Source organism: Rhodobacter capsulatus, from assembly GCF_003254295.1.
Lineage (GTDB): Bacteria > Pseudomonadota > Alphaproteobacteria > Rhodobacterales > Rhodobacteraceae > Rhodobacter > Rhodobacter capsulatus.
The window spans coordinates 37,912-53,524 of the sequence record NZ_QKZO01000003.1 but is presented as its reverse complement, the minus strand read 5'-3'; the positions used below and the strand labels follow the sequence as shown (position 1 = coordinate 53,524).

Annotated in this window: 15 protein-coding genes; 6 read left to right on the top strand and 9 right to left on the bottom strand. The window is 66.8% G+C overall.

Going from position 1 to position 15,613, the window contains the following annotated elements:
- Positions 1-382: 382 nt before the first annotated feature.
- From LY44_RS04930 to tatA, 4 genes are read right to left on the bottom strand one after another with little or no spacing between them, the layout of a single operon-like run.
- Entirely contained in the window at positions 383-1,222 is an 840-nt protein-coding gene (locus tag LY44_RS04930) for an ATP-binding protein (protein ID WP_055210674.1), read from the bottom strand.
- Entirely contained in the window at positions 1,219-2,064 is an 846-nt protein-coding gene (gene tatC / locus LY44_RS04925; RefSeq protein ID WP_055210672.1) for a twin-arginine translocase subunit TatC, read from the bottom strand. Before tatC ends, LY44_RS04930 begins: the two co-directional genes overlap by 4 nt.
- Positions 2,061-2,501: a Sec-independent protein translocase protein TatB gene (gene tatB, locus LY44_RS04920; protein WP_055210670.1), complete on the bottom strand. Its 441-nt coding sequence runs from the start codon at positions 2,499-2,501 to the stop codon at positions 2,061-2,063. The genes tatC and tatB overlap by 4 nt, the downstream gene beginning before the upstream one ends.
- A gap of 24 nt (positions 2,502-2,525) precedes the next feature.
- The gene (tatA, locus tag LY44_RS04915) at positions 2,526-2,747 is read right to left on the bottom strand and encodes a twin-arginine translocase TatA/TatE family subunit (protein ID WP_055210668.1); all 222 of its coding nucleotides are present in this window, start codon (positions 2,745-2,747) and stop codon (positions 2,526-2,528) included.
- 156 nt (positions 2,748-2,903) lie between these two features.
- Between tatA and LY44_RS04910 the strand changes: the two genes are divergently transcribed.
- The 3 genes from LY44_RS04910 (at position 2,904) to LY44_RS04900 (ending at position 4,611) form a co-directional block, all read left to right on the top strand.
- Positions 2,904-3,263, top strand: coding sequence for a helix-turn-helix transcriptional regulator (locus tag LY44_RS04910; RefSeq protein WP_055210667.1), 360 nt, complete (start codon positions 2,904-2,906; stop codon positions 3,261-3,263).
- 57 nt (positions 3,264-3,320) lie between these two features.
- Positions 3,321-3,953 carry a MarC family protein gene (locus LY44_RS04905; RefSeq protein ID WP_055210665.1) on the top strand — a complete coding sequence of 211 codons (633 nt, stop codon included), beginning with the start codon at positions 3,321-3,323 and terminating at the stop codon, positions 3,951-3,953.
- 82 nt (positions 3,954-4,035) lie between these two features.
- On the top strand, positions 4,036-4,611 hold the full coding sequence (locus tag LY44_RS04900) for a retropepsin-like aspartic protease family protein (protein WP_055210663.1): 576 nt from the start codon (positions 4,036-4,038) through the stop codon (positions 4,609-4,611).
- 173 nt (positions 4,612-4,784) lie between these two features.
- On the opposite strand, the gene LY44_RS04895 is transcribed toward LY44_RS04900, so the two are convergent.
- Positions 4,785-5,753: a magnesium transporter CorA family protein gene (locus LY44_RS04895; protein ID WP_055210661.1), complete on the bottom strand. Its 969-nt coding sequence runs from the start codon at positions 5,751-5,753 to the stop codon at positions 4,785-4,787.
- Positions 5,754-5,931: 178 nt separating this feature from the next.
- On the opposite strand from LY44_RS04895, the gene LY44_RS18415 reads away from it, so the two are divergent.
- Entirely contained in the window at positions 5,932-6,060 is a 129-nt protein-coding gene (locus tag LY44_RS18415; RefSeq protein WP_262985708.1) for a hypothetical protein, read from the top strand.
- 71 nt (positions 6,061-6,131) lie between these two features.
- On the top strand, positions 6,132-6,557 hold the full coding sequence (locus LY44_RS04890; protein ID WP_394325852.1) for an ArsR/SmtB family transcription factor: 426 nt from the start codon (positions 6,132-6,134) through the stop codon (positions 6,555-6,557).
- Between the two features lie 712 nt (positions 6,558-7,269).
- Here the strand turns inward: LY44_RS04890 and LY44_RS04885 are convergent.
- Positions 7,270-10,488 (bottom strand): efflux RND transporter permease subunit, encoded by a 3,219-nt coding sequence (locus LY44_RS04885; RefSeq protein WP_055210659.1) that lies wholly within the window; start codon positions 10,486-10,488, stop codon positions 7,270-7,272.
- Positions 10,481-11,458 carry an efflux RND transporter periplasmic adaptor subunit gene (locus tag LY44_RS04880; RefSeq protein ID WP_055210657.1) on the bottom strand — a complete coding sequence of 326 codons (978 nt, stop codon included), beginning with the start codon at positions 11,456-11,458 and terminating at the stop codon, positions 10,481-10,483. The genes LY44_RS04885 and LY44_RS04880 overlap by 8 nt, the downstream gene beginning before the upstream one ends.
- A 364-nt stretch (positions 11,459-11,822) precedes the next feature.
- Here LY44_RS04880 and serS point away from each other — a divergent pair, with 364 nt between their 5' ends.
- Positions 11,823-13,112 (top strand): serine--tRNA ligase, encoded by a 1,290-nt coding sequence (gene serS, locus LY44_RS04875; RefSeq protein WP_055210655.1) that lies wholly within the window; start codon positions 11,823-11,825, stop codon positions 13,110-13,112.
- A gap of 54 nt (positions 13,113-13,166) precedes the next feature.
- Here the strand turns inward: serS and ispG are convergent, their stop codons facing one another.
- Both ispG and LY44_RS04865 read right to left on the bottom strand, forming a co-directional pair.
- Positions 13,167-14,288 (bottom strand): flavodoxin-dependent (E)-4-hydroxy-3-methylbut-2-enyl-diphosphate synthase, encoded by a 1,122-nt coding sequence (gene ispG / locus LY44_RS04870; RefSeq protein ID WP_055210653.1) that lies wholly within the window; start codon positions 14,286-14,288, stop codon positions 13,167-13,169.
- 83 nt (positions 14,289-14,371) lie between these two features.
- Entirely contained in the window at positions 14,372-15,595 is a 1,224-nt protein-coding gene (locus tag LY44_RS04865; protein WP_055210651.1) for a helix-turn-helix domain-containing protein, read from the bottom strand.
- Positions 15,596-15,613 lie beyond the last annotated feature (18 nt).

The following is a 15,613-nucleotide window of genomic DNA, read 5'->3' as shown; positions in this document are numbered from 1 at the left end:
GGAGAACTTCGGCCAAAAACCGCCCGCCGCACTGGCTTCGGGCCGGTTGGGAACAAAACCGGGCCCGGAGGGGCAAACGGACGGAATTTGTTAAGGATTTCTTAAGGAATCTTAATGGGGGGATTCGCTACGGATAGTGTCCGGCCGTTGCGCGGCCCCGCGCTTTCGGGACGCTCGGGCCTACCAGATGTGGGGGGAAAATCGGCGCCGGACGCAACCGGGGCCGGTCCCGGCGGCAGCGCACAAACACCTCGGCGCCCGGTATCGGGCGCCGGACGGGGCCGGAAACGGGGCCTTCGCACTGCCCCATCGGGGCGCAAAAGGTGGCAAGTTTCCTTCCACCTGGACGGCGCAGCTTTCCAGCCCCGCCGCCTGCCCGGGGTCAAGGCGCCAGCCCGTGCCGCCCCGCCAGATCGGTGAAAAACTGCCACGCCACCCGCCCCGAGCGCGAGCCCCGCGTGCGATACCATTCCACCGCCTCGGCGCGCAGGACCTCGGGATCGACCCGCAGCCCATAGGCCGCCACATAGCCCTCGATCATCGCGAAATAGGCGTCCTGATCGCAGGGATGGAACCCCAGCCAGAGCCCGAACCGATCCGAGAGCGAGACCTTTTCCTCGACCGCCTCGGAGGGGTTGATCGCGGTCGAGCGTTCGTTCTCGATCATGTCGCGCGGCATCAGATGGCGCCGGTTCGAGGTGGCGTAAAAGATCACATTGGCCGGGCGGCCAGCGATGCCGCCATCGAGCACGGCTTTGAGCGACTTGTAATGCTGGTCGTCGTGCGAAAAGCTCAGATCGTCGCAAAACAGCACAAAGCGCTGCCCGGGCGCGGCGCGCAGCAGATCGAGCAGCCGCCCGACCGAGGGCAGATCCTCGCGCGAGAGTTCGACGAGTTTCAGCCCCAACCCCTGGCGCAGCACCTCGGCATGGACCGCCTTGACGAGCGAGGATTTCCCCATCCCCCGCGCGCCCCACAACAGCGCATTGTTCGCCGCGTGGCCGCGGGCGAATTGCTGCGTATTGGCCAAAAGCGTGTCCCGCGCCCGGTCGATGTCGCGCAAAAGGCCCAGATCGATGCGCGATACCTCGGCCACCGGCTCCAGCCGGTCGGGGGCAGAGTGCCACAGAAACGCATCCGCCCCCGAAAACTCGGGGGCAGGCGCGGGCGCAGGCGCAAGGCGCTCCAGCGCCTCGGCAATCCGCGTCAGGGGATCGGTCATTCTGCGTCGTCCTCGTCGTCGATCCAGGTGCCCTCGGCGCGCATCTGCGCCTCGCGCTTCTTCTCGATCCGCCGCACAAGGAAGATCGAGCCCTCGTAAAGCGGATAGATCACCGCGAACATGATCACCTGCGACATCACGTCGGGCGGCGTCACGATCGCCGAGACCGTCAGCATCGCCACCACCGCATATTTGCGCACCGAGGCCAGCGCCTGGGCCGAGACCAGCCCCGCCTTGCCCAGAAGCGTCAGCGCCACCGGCATCTGGAAGCAGATCCCGAAGGCCATGACGAATTTCGTCGTGAGCTTGAGATATTCCTCCATCGAGCCGGTGAAGCCGATCACCGCCATCTGGTTGGCCGGATCGGTCGCATCGGCCCCCGCCACCACATCGCCCATCTGGAAGCCCAGAAAGAAGCTGAAGGCCATCGGCAGGATGATGTAATAGCAAAACGCCGCGCCAAGGAAGAACATCACCGGCGAGGCGATGAGGAACGGCAGGAAGGCGCGTTTTTCGTTGCGGTAAAGCCCGGGCGCGACGAAGCGCCAAAGCTGGAAGCCGATCATCGGGAAGGCCAGCGCGAAGCCGCCCAGCATCGCGATGTTGATCGCGACGAAGAAGCCCTCCTGCAGCTTGATCAGCGACAGCTGGCAGGCCTGCCCGCGCGCCGAAAGCGCCTCGCAGATCGGATGCGTCAGGAAGGTGAAGACCGGATGCCAGACGATGTAGCACAGCACCACCGCCACCACATAGGCGGAAAGCGCATAAAGGATGCGCGTGCGCAGCTCTGCCAGATGCTCGATCAAGGGCGCTGCGGTCTCGTCGATATGATCGGCCGTCATGCGGACCCTCCCGGCCCTTCGGCACGTTTCACCGCCGGTTTCGTCCGCACCTCCGGCTCTGGCGCCAGCTCTGCCGCGTCCAGATCGGCCGCCAGCTCGGGGTCAAGCGTCAGCGCCGCCCCAGCAGCCCCCGCCACCGGCTTGGGCAGCTTCGGATCCCAATTCTCGAACCGCTCGGTGGCGCGCTCAAGCGCGTCGATGCCCAGACCCTTCTTGGTGGTCATCGATTTCAGGTCGTTCAGCCCCTCCGCCGCCTCCTTGACGCCGGTGTCCCGCGCCGCCTCTTCCATCGCGGCGGTGAATTCCCGGCCCAGACGCTTGGCCTTGGCCGTCAGCCGCCCCAGCGCCTGAAACATCCGCGGCAGGTCCTTCGGACCCACCACGATGAGGGCGACGATGCCGATGAGCAGAAGCTCGCTCCAGCCGATGTCGAACATGCGTTATCCGCCTTTGGTCAGGGATCAGACCTTGTCCTTGTCGGGGGTCGTCTCGGAGGTCTTCGTCTCGATGGCCTTCGGCTCGGCGGCGGCCTCCTCGATGTCCTTCGTGCCTTCGCTCACGCCTTTCTTGAAGGCGGTGATGCCCTTGCCGACTTCGCCCATCAGCGACGAAACCTTGCCGCGACCGAACAGAACCAGCACGACGACGGCAATCAGAAGCAGCTGCCACGGACCCATTTGCATGTCATTTCTCCTAAACACGGGGTTTGCGGCGATCTTTCCCGCAGCCCGCCCGGCTGACAAGGTTCAATCCCGCCGCAGCCGCCGCCGCGTGGCGGGATTACTGACAGTTATTTGTCAGTTGCCCCCGGATATGCGATGCTGCAGCCCGGAGGGACAATGACACGCAACGAAAGGTTCGAGCAGATTCTGATGCTGCTGCGCGACGGCGCGCTGATCCGGGCGCGCGACGTGGCGGCGCGACTCGGGGTGTCGGAACGCACGATCTGGCGCGACATGGCCAAGCTTGTGGATTACGGCGTGCCGATCGAGGGCGAACGAGGCATGGGCTACATCCTGCGCCGACCGGTGGCGCTGCCGCCCCTGGTGCTGACGCAAGACGAGATGGCGGCGCTGCACCATCTGTTGCGGCTGGCGGGGGCGCATGCCGACACCCGCATCGCGGCGGGGGCGCGCACGCTGGCCACGAAGATCCGCGCGGTGATGCCCCCCGACCCCGAGGAGGACGCCCCGCTCTGAGCTGGCCGCTCCGAACCGGGACTGGTGCGGCCGGGCGCAACAGGATAGAAAACGGCCATGAGCACGCCCGAATTCGTCACCGCCTTCGTCACCCTTTTCGTCGTGGTCGATCCGATCGGCCTCGTGCCGCTTTTCCTTGCGCTGACGCAGGGGATGAGCGCCCAGATGCGCCGCACCGTGGGCATCCGGGCGCTGATCATCGCCGCGATCCTGCTGACCGCCTTCGGGCTTTTCGGCGATGCGCTGTTGCGCGGCATCGGCATTTCGATGCCCGCCTTCCGCATCGCGGGCGGGGTGCTTTTGTTCCTGACCGCGCTGGACATGCTGTTCGAGCGCCGCACCCAGCGCCGCGAGGGGCAATCGGCCGAGCCGCATGCCCCCGACCCTTCGGTCTTTCCGCTGGCCACGCCGCTGCTGGCGGGGCCCGGGGCGATGGCGACGATGATCCTGCTGGCGGGCTCGGGCACGGGGGGGCTGCATCTGGCCGCGGTGATGGCGGTGATGGCGCTGGTGCTCGCCTGCGTCTTCGTGCTGTTTCTGCTCGCCACGCCGCTTGAGCGCGCGCTGGGGCGGACCGGAACGATGGTGGTGACGCGGCTGCTGGGGATGCTGCTCGCCGCGCTGGCGGTGCAGTTTATCCTCGACGGTCTGCGCGGGGCGGGGATCATCGCCCTGCCGCTCGGGGGATGACGTTCGGGGGCTGACGTTCGGAGGTGCGTTCGGGGGGTGACACGGCGCGGGGCGGCCCCTACATCGGGGGGCAGGAGGCGCCATGGACCCCGATATCCCGCGTGTGATCTATTATCTTCTGCTGCTTCTGGCGATCGGCGGCTATCTGGTCGCGGCGCTGCGCCGCCGCCCCGGTCAGGCGCTGCAACAGCTGATGATCTGGGCGCTGATCTTTCTCGGCGTCGCCGCCGTGGCGGGGATCTGGCCCGATGTCCGCGCCGCGATCGCGCCGGCGCAGACGGTGACGCAATCGGGCCGGATCGAACTGCCGCTGCGGGCGGACGGGCATTATTACCTGCAGGCACAAGTGAACGGCGCCACGATCGATTTCGTCATCGACACCGGCGCCTCGCAGATCGTGCTCAGCCGCGCGGATGCGGAACGGGCCGGGATCGACACCGGCGCGCTGGCCTATATCGGCCGCGCCTTCACCGCGAATGGCGAGGTGGCGACGGCGCCGGTGCGGCTTGACAGCCTGAGCGTCGGCCCCTTCACAGACCGCGACGTGGCGGCGGTGGTCAATCGCGGCGCGATGGCGGGCTCGCTTCTGGGCATGAGCTACCTGACCCGCTTCGGCAAGGTGCAGTTCGACGACCGCCGGATGATCCTTGAACGCTAGCCCCGGCCGCGCCGTCGCAAGGGGCGTATTTTGACCAAGAAAATACACCACGGGGTTTTTCCTGGGACAAATACGCAAGGGGGCGCGGGGGACATCGTCCCCCGGCAGCGGGGGGTGCGGGGGGCGGCAGCCCCCCGCTTTCCGGGCACCCGAGCCGCGCGAGGGCGCAATCCCTAAAGCCAGTCCTTCCATTTGAAGAAGGCCCAGGACAGAAGGGCCGAGGCCAGCATCAGCGCCAGCGCGAAGGGATAGCCCCAGGACTGGTTCAGCTCCGGCATGTTGGCAAAGTTCATCCCATAGGCCGAGGCGATCAGCGTCGGCGGCAGGAACAGCGCGGTCACCACCGACAGGATCCGCACCGTGTTGTTCTGCGCCAGATTGATCATGCCCAGCGTCGCATCAACGGTCAGCGACACCCGCGAGGACAGATAGTCGTTATGCACCGCCAGCGCCGTAATGTCGCGCATCAGCGCCTTGGCGAGAGGCCGCAGCTCGCCCCCCTGCGGATGCGTCACAAGGCTCTGGTCATAGAACGACAAGGCCCGTTCCAGCGTCAGAAGCGCGAGCCGGATATGGCCCAGAAGCTCCCCCTGCTTGCCCACCTCGCCCAGCGCCACCTTCAGCTCGGGCGCGCGCGCCTCGCCCAGCACCCGCGCCGAGACCTGATCCAGCGCCCGCCCCGAGGCCTCGAGCAGATCGGCCTGCCGCGCGACGATTTCCTCGATCAGCCCCAGAAAGATCCGCTCGGGCGTGCGGCAGCCCGCCGTCGTGCGCTCGGCCCGGTCGGGATAGGTGGCAAAGCTGCGCGGCGCGTGGTGGCGCACCGTCACCAGCCGCGCGGGCGACAGGATGAAGCTGACCGGCCCCGAGATATGCTCGCCCGCGGGCGTGTGACCGGGCAGCACCACGGTCATCACATCCACCCCCTCCTCGCGGTAAAGCCGGTTCGAGATCTCGATCTCTTCCATGTCGGCCAGCGTCGGCACCTCGACGCCCAGCGCCGCCACCGCCGTCACCTGGCTGTCCAGCGGACGGTAAAGATCGATCCAGAACGCCTGTTCCAGATCGGCGCCGATCTCGGTCGGGCTTTGCTGGCCGAGGCGGGCGAGCCCGCGCGGCAGCGGCTTGTAGGCGTGCAGCATGCGCCCTCGCAGGATGGGGCCGCCGAGATGGCGGGTCCGCCCCACAAAGCCGCGCCGCGCGGCCGCGGTCAAGCCCCCGCGCGGCGCGGCGTGACGCGGTTATTCCCCACCCTTGCCCCGGTTGCGCCACAATCATGCCGCACCACGGGCGGGACTTCACAGCCAAGGCAGGGATCAGATGGACTTCCCCGGTTTCGACGCGCTTGCGGTCGGCTTCATCCTGTTCGTGGCGCTGCGCGAGGCGGGCACCCGTCTGCGCCGCGCGCTTGCCGCCCGCGCCGCCGGGCGCGATCCGCTCGAAGCCTGAGCCCCCCGCCCCCCGGACACCTGCCTCACGCCGCTCTCGATTCCGCGCCGCAGCCGTGCTATGGCCATCCGATGCCCCCGACCTGCGACCACGAGGAAGCCGCCTTGGCGATGGATACTGCCCAAGACCCGCAAGAAGACTTCGATCCCGAGACCGCTGCCAGGACCGCCGCCGCGACGGACGAGCGCTGCGCGGCGCTGGACGCCGAGGAGATGGCGACGCGGGCGCGGGCGGCCTCGAACCTGCTCAAGGCGCTGGCCCATGAAGGGCGGCTGATGATCATGTGCTATCTCGCCTCGGGCGAGAAATCGGTGACCGAGCTGGAAACCCGGCTGTCCACAAGGCAGGCGGCGGTCAGCCAGCAACTGGCGCGGTTGCGGCTCGAGGGGCTGGTGCAAAGCCGGCGCGAGGGCAAGACGATCTATTATTCGCTCTCCGATCCGCGCGCCGCCCGCGTGGTGCAGACGGTCTACGAGCAATTCTGTTCGGGCGACTGAAGCCCGCCGCTGTCTCGACACCGGGCGCCCCGAAACCGACCGTCCCGACACTGGGCGGGAAATCACGGCCGAGAGGTCGCAGATCCTGCCCCCTCCTTCCGGCGCGGTTCCCTCGGAACCTGCGGATGCGCAGCCTCCGGGGGCCTCGACGTTTCGATGTGCTCGCAACAGCAGGTTGCGCGTCGGCGTGGACGGAACCGCATGCGGCCCCTGCCGATGGCGCGCGCGGCGTTCAAACGCCAAAGACCGGCTCCGCAAGCGGAACCGGCCCCCTGTATAGGATTCATCCGGATGACTGACTTCCGAAGTGCTTGCAGGCGGCATTCGCCGGGCATTTACCGCGTTTGAGGCGAGGCCGAATCAACATCCCTCACGCCTGCGGACCACCATGACCCACATCCACGACGCACTGTCTTTTCGGACCATTTCGCGTGTTCAAACCGGTCAGGCATCAGCCTGTTACCGCTTGGCAGCGCCCTTGAACATCAGCGTCAGAACAGAAACCGGATCAAGATTATTCATATCCATCAAGCCTCCTTCATGACATCGCCTGCGTGCGATAAGACCACGTTACGCCTTTGCGCGAGAGTCGGTACAAAATTCGTATGCGACATTACGTCGCATGTCCTTTGCCGGAAATGTCAGAGTGTCGCAGCCCGGAAAGAAAGGCGCCCCCGGGGGTCGGGGGCGCTTTCGGGGCCTGTGCGGGCCCTCAGGTCTTGAAGATGCGATAGATCGCCGGGATCACCAGAACCGTCAGCAGCGTCGAGCTGAGCAGCCCGAACAGCAGCGAAATGGCAAGCCCCTGAAAAATCGGATCGAACAGGATCACCGCCGCCCCGATCATCGCCGCCACCGCGGTGAGCAGGATCGGCTTGAAGCGGATCGAACCCGCCTCGATCAGGATCTCGATCTCGGTCTTGCCCGCGCGGTCGGCGTGGCGGATGAAATCGACGAGCAGGATCGAGTTGCGCACGATGATCCCCGCCAGCGCGATGAAGCCGATCATCGAGGTGGCGGAAAACGGCGCCGAAAACATCATGTGACCCAGCATGATGCCGAGGAACGTCAGCGGCACCGGCGTCAGAACCACCAGCGGCAGCCGGAACGAGCCGAACTGCGCCACCACCAGAATGTAGATGCCCACCAGCGCGATGCCGAAGGCGCCGCCCATGTCGCGGAAGGTGACCCAGGTCACCTCCCATTCGCCGTCCCAAAGCAGCGTCACATGGCTTTCATCCTCGGGCTGGCCATGCAGGCTGATCTCGGGTTTCGTGCCCGGGGCCCAGTCCATCGCCTCGATCGCGTCCCCCACGGCCAGCATGCCGTAAAGCGGCGCCTCGAAACTGCCCGCCAGTTCCGCCGTCACCATCTCGGCGGCGCGGCCGTTGTGGCGAAAGATCGGGAAGCTGCTCATCTCGGGGCGCACCGTGACGACATCGCCCAGCTCCACCACGCCACGCGCGCCGGGCAGGACATTGGCCGGAATGGGCGTCGAGAGCGTCGCCGCATCCATCACCTTCGCGCCCTTGGCCCGTTCCATCACGATCGGCAAGGGCATCCGTTCCTGCCCCCGATGCGAATAGCCGACCGTGGTCTGGCCGTTCAAAAGCCCCAGCGTGTCAAAGACATCGCTTTCCTCGACCGCGTAGAATTCCAGATTGTCGGGGTCGATCGTCGCGCGCAGTCGGCGCGCCTGTTCGCCGAAACTCGTGTCCACATCGACGATGAAGGGCACCGCGCGGAAAGCCGCCTCGATCTGCGCCGCCGCCGCGCGCCGGGTCTCGGCATCGGGTCCGTAGACCTCGGCCAGAAGCGTGGCGATGACGGGGGGCCCGGGCGGCGGCTCGACCGTCTTCAGCACGGTCCCCGCAGGCAGCGGCAGGGCGGTCACGATCTGGCGCACTTGCAGCGCGATCTCGTGGCTGGTGCGGTCGCGATCATCCTTGCCCGCAAGGTTGATCTGCACGTCGCCTTCCCACGGGCGGCCGCGCAGGTAGTAATGCCGCACCAGGCCGTTGAAGTTGAAGGGCGAGGCCGTGCCCGCATGGGTCTGCACCGAGATCACCTCGGGCAGGCGCGTCACCGCCGCCGCCACCTGCTGCGCCACCGCATCCGTCGCCTCGACCGAGGAGCCCTCGGGCAGGTCGATCACCACGCTCAGTTCGGATTTGTTGTCAAAGGGCAAGAGCTTGACGGTGACATCCTGGGTGTAAAGCAGGCCGAGCGAGCCGAAGGAGAGAACGATCGTGGCCAGAAGGAACATCCACGCCGAGCGTTTCGTGGCCAGCACCGGCCGCGCCACGCGGGCATAGATCGCGCCAAGCTTGCCGCCATGGGCATGGGCGCCGCCCTCATGGCCCGACATGTCGGCCCGCCCCGCGATCTTCACCATCAGCCAGGGGGTGATGATCACCGCGACGAAAAACGAAAACACCATCGCCGCCGAGGCGACCGAGGGGATGGGCGACATGTAGGGCCCCATCAGCCCGGCCACGGCCAGCATCGGCAAAAGCGCCGCAACCACGGTCAGCGTGGCGACGATGGTCGGGTTGCCGACCTCGGCCACCGCCTCGATCGCCTTGCGCACGCGCGACCCCGGCCCCGGCATCGCCCAGTGCCGGGCGATGTTCTCGATCACCACGATGGCGTCATCGACCAGAATGCCGATGGAAAAGATCAGCGCGAACAGGCTGACCCGGTTCAGGGTGAAGCCCATCGCATTGGCGGCGAAAAGCGTGAGCAGGATCGTCACCGGGATGACGATGGCCACGACGATGCTTTCCCGCCAGCCGATGGCAAAGAACACCAGCGCGATGATGGAAATCGTCGCAAGGCCCAAGTGGAAGAGCAGCTCATTGGCCTTTTCATTCGCCGTCTCGCCATAGTCGCGGGTGAAGGCCAGATCGACGCTCTCGGGGATCAGGCTGCCTTCCAGCTCCGCCAGCCGCTCATGGATCTTTTCACCCACGATCACCGCATTCGCCCCGGCGCGTTTGGCAATCGCCAGCGTGACGGCGGGGGAGCGGTGCAGGGTCTCGCCGTCGCGGGTGACATTCGCCACCAGATGTTCCGAGGTATCGGGCACATAGGCGACATCGGCCACATCGGCAACATAGACGGGCCGCCCGTCGCGGGCGGTCAGCAAAAGCCCGGCGATCTCGGCCGGTGCCGTCAGCGTCTTGCCCGCCACAAGGTCGATCTGTTGGCCCTGATCGCGCAGGCGGCCGGTCGAAAAGCTGCGGTTCGCCTGCTCGACCTTGTTGGACAACTGCTGCAGCGTGATGCCGTAAAGCGCCAGCCGCTCCGGGTCGGGGGCGATGCGGATCGCCTCGCGCGCCTCGCCGACGATATAGGTGAGACCGACGTTTTCGATCTTCGTCACCTCGGTCTGCAATTCGCGCGCGATCCGGGTCAGATCGGCCGCGCCGATCTGGGTGCCGGGCTTGCCCGAGAGCGTCAGCGACATGATCGCCACATCGTCGATGCCGCGGCCGACGATGATCGGCTCGGGGATGCCCTTGGGGATGCGGTCGAGGTTCGCCTTGACCTTTTCATGCACGCGCAGGATCGCCGCATCCGACGAGGTGCCGACGATGAACCGCGCCATCACCAGCGCGGCATCGTCATTCGTCTGGCTGTAGACATGCTCCACCTCGTTGATCGAGGTGATGATCGTCTCCATCGGCTCGGTGACAAGCTTCATCGCGTCTTCCGCCTTCAGGCCGGGCGCCTGAAGATGGATATCGACCATCGGAACCGAGATCTGCGGCTCTTCCTCGCGCGGCAGCGCGCCGAGCGCCACCAGCCCGACGGCCAGCGCCGCCAGCACGAACAAGGGCGTCAGCGCCGAGCCGATGAAGCCCTTGGTCAGACGGCCCGCAAGGCCCAGCCCCGCGGTGGGCAGATCGTCTTGCACCGGATCATTCATCGCCCAGAACCTCCTCGCCGCCCGACAGGCCCGAGACGATCTCGACCATCTCCACCCCGTCGATCACCTGTTTCGGGCCGGGAACCACGGCGCGTTCGATCACCGCATCGCCCGCCCTGACGCGCAGGAAATCAAGCCCCGAGCGGGTGTGCAAAAGTTCGAAGGGCACGATGAAGGCCTGACGGCGGGCAAGCGGCAGCTTGACCAGCACCCGCTCGCCGACGAAATCCGATTTCAGATCAGGCACTTCCACGTCGGCATTGACACGACCCCCGGCAATCGTCGGATAGACCTTGGCCAGCTTGCCGCTGATCGCGCCGCTTGCCGCCTCGATCGCGATGGCGTCGCCCGCATGCAACGTCGCCGCGAAACGTTCGGGCACCGACAGCCGCAGGAACACCCCGCCGCCGCCCACCGTCGCCACGGTTTCCCCCGCCATCACCACCGCGCCGCGCGCAACAGGCACCTCCAGCACCCGCCCGGCGATCGGCGCCAGCACCGCGCCCTCGGTCGCGGCCTGTTCGGTCACCTGCCGCGAGGCCTTTTGCGCCTCGATCTGCTGGGTCAGCACGCTGACCTGCGTCTTCAGCGCGTCATAGGCCTGCGCCGTCATCACGCCGCGCGCTTTCAGCGCCTCGCCCCGGGTCAGGTCGTTCTGCGCATTCTTCAACTGGCTGCCGAGCGCCGAGATCTGCGCGTCGATGGCGTTGATCTGAAAGGCGATCTTCGCATCGACGACCTTGCCCAGCTCCTGTCCCGCGGTGACCAGATCGCCCTCGGACACGGTCAGCGACACCAGCGTGCCGCCCAGCCGCGCCCGCGCCGGGATCATGTCCTTGGCCTCGATCTGGCCATAGACGGTCTTCCAGTCGGTCACCTCGGTCGGCGCCACGGCAAAGGCACCCTCGGCCAGGGCCAGTCGCGGCAGCCCCAGCGCGCAAAGCGCCATGAGCAGGACGAAAGCTTTCATCGCGGCATCTCCCTTTGGACGATCGGTTGATCCCTTTTACATTCCGCGTTTTGAATGTGTCAAACCGTAAATCACTTTGACCAAGGCCATCGCCTTGGCCCTGCGCGACAGAAGCCCCGTGACCCCCGAGGGCCCAAAGGCCCTCGGGCAGCGCCCGCCCCGCCCATGGCGGGCGCTTCTCGCCCGCCGGGGCGGTCGCCGCCCTCTGTCGTGCGGGTTGCACCGGTCATGCCGCAACCGGACGCTGCGGGCGGGGAAAGGCAGTGCCTTTCCCTTTTCGCCCGAAACAGAGGTCGCGCCGGGGCTTTTCTCGGGTCGCAATTGTGCTAAACGCGAAGCCAACCCCTTGCGACAGGTGAGCCCCATGCACGACATCCGCGCGATCCGCGACAACCCCGCCCAATTCGACGCCGATCTGGCCCGCCGCAGCCTGCCGCCGCTTTCGGCCGAGGTGCTGGCGCTGGATGAACGGCGCCGCGCCGCGATCCTGGCGGCCGAGACCGCGCAAGCCGCGCAAAATGCCGCCGCGAAAGAGGTCGGCGCCGCCAAGGCCAAGGGCGACACGGCCGAATTCGAACGGCTGCGGGCGCTGGTGGCGGAGAAGAAATCCGAAGTCGCGGCGATGCAGGCCGAGGCCGGGCGGCTGGATGCCGAGTTGCGCGACCGGCTGATGCTGATTCCGAACGCGCCTTTGGCCGAAGTGCCCGAAGGCGCGGACGAGGCGGGCAATGTCGAGGTGAAACGCTGGGGCAATATCCCGAGCTTCGCCTTCAAACCCCTTGAACATTATCAGCTTTCCGCCGTGGGCAAGGCGATGGATTTCGAAACCGCGGCGAAGCTTTCGGGCGCGCGCTTCGTTGTCCTGCGCGCGGGCGTCGCCCGGGTGCACCGGGCGCTGGCGCAATTCATGCTCGATCTGCATGTCGACACGCATGGGCTGACCGAGGCGATCACCCCGGTTCTGGTCCGCGCCGAGGCGATGCTGGGCACCGGGCAACTGCCGAAATTCGCCGAGGACAGCTATGAGACCACGAACGGCTGGTGGATGATCCCGACGGCCGAGGTGACGCTGACGAATTTCATCGCGGGCGAGATCTGGGACGAGGCCGCCCTGCCCTGCCGGATGACCGCGCATACGAACTGCTTCCGCTCCGAGGCCGGGTCTGCGGGCAAGGACACGGCGGGGATGCTGCGCCAGCACCAGTTCGAGAAGGTCGAGATGGTGACGATCTGCCGCCCCGAAGACGCGCTGGCCGAACATGAACGGATGACCGGCTGCGCGGAAGCCGTGCTGGAAGCCCTTCGCCTGCCCTATCGCCGCATCGTTCTGTGCACCGGCGACATGGGCTTCGGGTCGCAAAAGACCCATGACCTTGAAGTCTGGCTGCCGGGGCAGAACTGCTTCCGCGAGATTTCCTCGGTCTCGACCTGCGGGCAATTCCAGGCGCGACGGATGAACGGGCGCTACAAGCCCGCCACGGGCGGCAAGCCGGATTTCGTCGCGACGCTGAACGGATCGGGCCTGGCCGTCGGGCGCTGCCTGATCGCGGTGCTGGAAAACGGCCAGCAAGAGGACGGCTCCGTCATCCTGCCCGAAGTGCTGCATCCCTATCTGGGCGGCAAGACCCGTCTGGTCGAGGGCGCGCTGGTCTGAAACGCAACGGCGCGCCCCTTTCGGGACGCGCCGTGACTTCCGCTCAGGCGGGGGTCATTCCGCCGCCTGCTCCGCCGCCGCAAGCTCTGCCGCGCGATCCTCGACCATCCGCACGATCTCGTCGATCATCTGCTCGTTCGACAGCCGGTGGCTTTGCTTGCCCGCCAGATAGACCATGCCCGAGCCCGCGCCGCCGCCGGTGAAGCCGATATCGGTCATCAGCGCCTCGCCGGGGCCGTTCACCACGCAACCGATGATCGAGAGCGACATCGGCGTCTTGATATGCTCGAGGCGTTTTTCCAGCGCATCCACCGTCTTGATCACGTCGAACCCCTGCCGCGCGCAGCTGGGGCAGGAGATGATCTGCACGCCGCGGGTGCGCAGGCCGAGCGATTTCAGGATCTCGTAGCCGACCTTCACCTCTTCGACCGGATCGGCCGAAAGGCTGACGCGGATCGTGTCGCCGATGCCCGCCCAGAGCAGATTGCCCAGACCCACCGCCGATTTCACCGTGCCCGCCATCAGGCCCCCGGCTTCGGTGATGCCCAGATGGATCGGCGCATCGGTGGTCTCGGCCAGCGCGGTATAGGCGGCGGCAGCCAGGAACACGTCCGAGGCCTTCACCGAGATCTTGAATTCGTGAAAATCATTGTCCTGCAGGATCTTGATGTGATCCATGCCGCTTTCCAGCATCGCCTCCGGGCAGGGTTCGCCGTATTTGTCCAGGAGGTGCTTTTCCAGCGAGCCCGCATTGACCCCGATCCGCATCGAGCAGCCGTGATCCTTGGCGGCCTTGATCACCTCGCGCACGCGGCTTTCGTCGCCGATATTGCCCGGGTTGATGCGCAGACAGGCCGCGCCCGCCTCGGCCGCCTCGATCGCGCGCTTGTAATGGAAATGGATGTCGGCCACGATCGGCACCGGGCTTTCGCGGCAGATTTCCTTCAGCGCGCGCGTCGCGTCTTCATCGGGCACCGAGACGCGGACGATATCGGCGCCCACATCGGCGGCGCGCAGCACCTGCCCCAGCGTCGCCTTGACGTCCGAGGTGATGGTGTTGGTCATCGTCTGCACCGAGATCGGCGCATCGCCCCCCACCGGCACCTTGCCGACCCAGATCTGGCGCGAGGGACGGCGGGTGATGTTCCGCCACGGACGATGGGGATTGAGCGACATGGGAAGGCCTCCGTTCAGCTGCCCCACAAATAGGTCAGCCGTCGCCCAAGGGCAACGGCCGCTTTGTCGCGTTCGAAAGACTGTTACTGCTCGGGCGTTCCCGGCACGACCGAGGAGGCATCGGCCACCGCGACCATCTTTGCCAGATCGCGATCGGCGGCCATGTCGGCCACCGCATAGGCCGCGCCCAGCGATGGCGCCGACAGCTCGACATTCTTCGTCACCGCGCCCTTCGAGCCCACCGGCCCATGCGCGACGCCGTTCACCGCGAAATAGATCGCGCCCGATTCCCCGGTGCGCAGCTTCGGCGGCTCTTCCAGCTTCGGCACGGCGAAGCGCTCGCCCGCATCCATCACCTTCTCGAAGATCACCGACCCGTCCGAGGCGGTGATCCGCACCCAGGAGGGCCGCACCGCCAGAACCTCGACCTCGGCGGCGCCAGCCCCCAGCGCATGCACGACCGGCAGCTGACCGGGCGCGGCCGCCGTTGCCCCGGCCTCGGCCAGAACCATCGGCGCGCTGGTCATCGCCTGCGCCGTGCCGGGCAGCACGCCCGCCTCGCGCGGGTCGATCGCGGCAATCGGACCGTCACGGGCGATCAGCACCGGGGTTTCCAGCGCGGCGGGGCGATAAAGCCGGTCAAAGGCCTCTTCGGTGGCGGCATTGGGCAGCACATCGGCGGGCAGCACATCGGCCGCAGTGGCCACCTCGACCGAGGCGACGGGCTGCAGCGGATCGATCTCGGCCACGACGCCCGGGGCCTGTTCGACCGGGGTCAGCTGCACGCGCTGCACCTCCTGCAGCACCGACCAGGCGCCATAGCCGATGCCGCCCGCGACCATCACCACGACGGCAAGCGAGCCCACGGCGCGCGGGTCGATCTTGGTCCAGATCGGCGCCTGTTTCGGGATGAAGGAGGCATTGGGATTGGCCAGCGAGCTGGCCAGATCGGCGCGGCGCGGCGCTTTCGGCCCCGAGGCGGCAGCCGCCAGACCATGCGTGGGGGTGAAGCCCGATTCCTTGCAGAAGCGGTCAAAGGCCCAGTCGGGGTCCAGCCCCAGATAGCGCGCATAAGACCGCACGAAGCCCGCGATGAAGGACGGGCTTTCGAAGGCGCCGGGGTCGCAATTCTCGATGGCGGCGATATAGACCGCCTTGATGCGCAACTCGCGCTGCACATCAAGCAGCGATTTCGACAGGGTCGCACGTTCGCCGCGAAGCATGTCGCCAAGCTTCATGTCGAAGTCGTCAAAGCCTTTTTGCGCGGCCTCAACCTGCGTCGAAGGGTTGCCCTTCCACCTGATCATCTGCCTGTCCCGCCCTCG

What these genes read in the sequence shown, in the direction of transcription:
- LY44_RS18415 (WP_262985708.1), top strand. Translation starts at nt 5,932, where the DNA reads ATGGACTTCCCCGGTTTCGACGCGCTTGCGGTCGGCTTCATCCTGTTC.
- tatB (WP_055210670.1), bottom strand. Translation starts at nt 2,501, where the DNA reads ATGTTCGACATCGGCTGGAGCGAGCTTCTGCTCATCGGCATCGTCGCC.
- LY44_RS04880 (WP_055210657.1), bottom strand. Translation starts at nt 11,458, where the DNA reads ATGAAAGCTTTCGTCCTGCTCATGGCGCTTTGCGCGCTGGGGCTGCCG.
- serS (WP_055210655.1), top strand. Translation starts at nt 11,823, where the DNA reads ATGCACGACATCCGCGCGATCCGCGACAACCCCGCCCAATTCGACGCC.
- tatA (WP_055210668.1), bottom strand. Translation starts at nt 2,747, where the DNA reads ATGCAAATGGGTCCGTGGCAGCTGCTTCTGATTGCCGTCGTCGTGCTG.
- LY44_RS04885 (WP_055210659.1), bottom strand. Translation starts at nt 10,488, where the DNA reads ATGAATGATCCGGTGCAAGACGATCTGCCCACCGCGGGGCTGGGCCTT.
- LY44_RS04900 (WP_055210663.1), top strand. Translation starts at nt 4,036, where the DNA reads ATGGACCCCGATATCCCGCGTGTGATCTATTATCTTCTGCTGCTTCTG.
- LY44_RS04910 (WP_055210667.1), top strand. Translation starts at nt 2,904, where the DNA reads ATGACACGCAACGAAAGGTTCGAGCAGATTCTGATGCTGCTGCGCGAC.
- LY44_RS04865 (WP_055210651.1), bottom strand. Translation starts at nt 15,595, where the DNA reads ATGATCAGGTGGAAGGGCAACCCTTCGACGCAGGTTGAGGCCGCGCAA.
- LY44_RS04895 (WP_055210661.1), bottom strand. Translation starts at nt 5,753, where the DNA reads ATGCTGCACGCCTACAAGCCGCTGCCGCGCGGGCTCGCCCGCCTCGGC.
- tatC (WP_055210672.1), bottom strand. Translation starts at nt 2,064, where the DNA reads ATGACGGCCGATCATATCGACGAGACCGCAGCGCCCTTGATCGAGCAT.
- LY44_RS04890 (WP_394325852.1), top strand. Translation starts at nt 6,132, where the DNA reads ATGCCCCCGACCTGCGACCACGAGGAAGCCGCCTTGGCGATGGATACT.
- ispG (WP_055210653.1), bottom strand. Translation starts at nt 14,288, where the DNA reads ATGTCGCTCAATCCCCATCGTCCGTGGCGGAACATCACCCGCCGTCCC.
- LY44_RS04930 (WP_055210674.1), bottom strand. Translation starts at nt 1,222, where the DNA reads ATGACCGATCCCCTGACGCGGATTGCCGAGGCGCTGGAGCGCCTTGCG.
- LY44_RS04905 (WP_055210665.1), top strand. Translation starts at nt 3,321, where the DNA reads ATGAGCACGCCCGAATTCGTCACCGCCTTCGTCACCCTTTTCGTCGTG.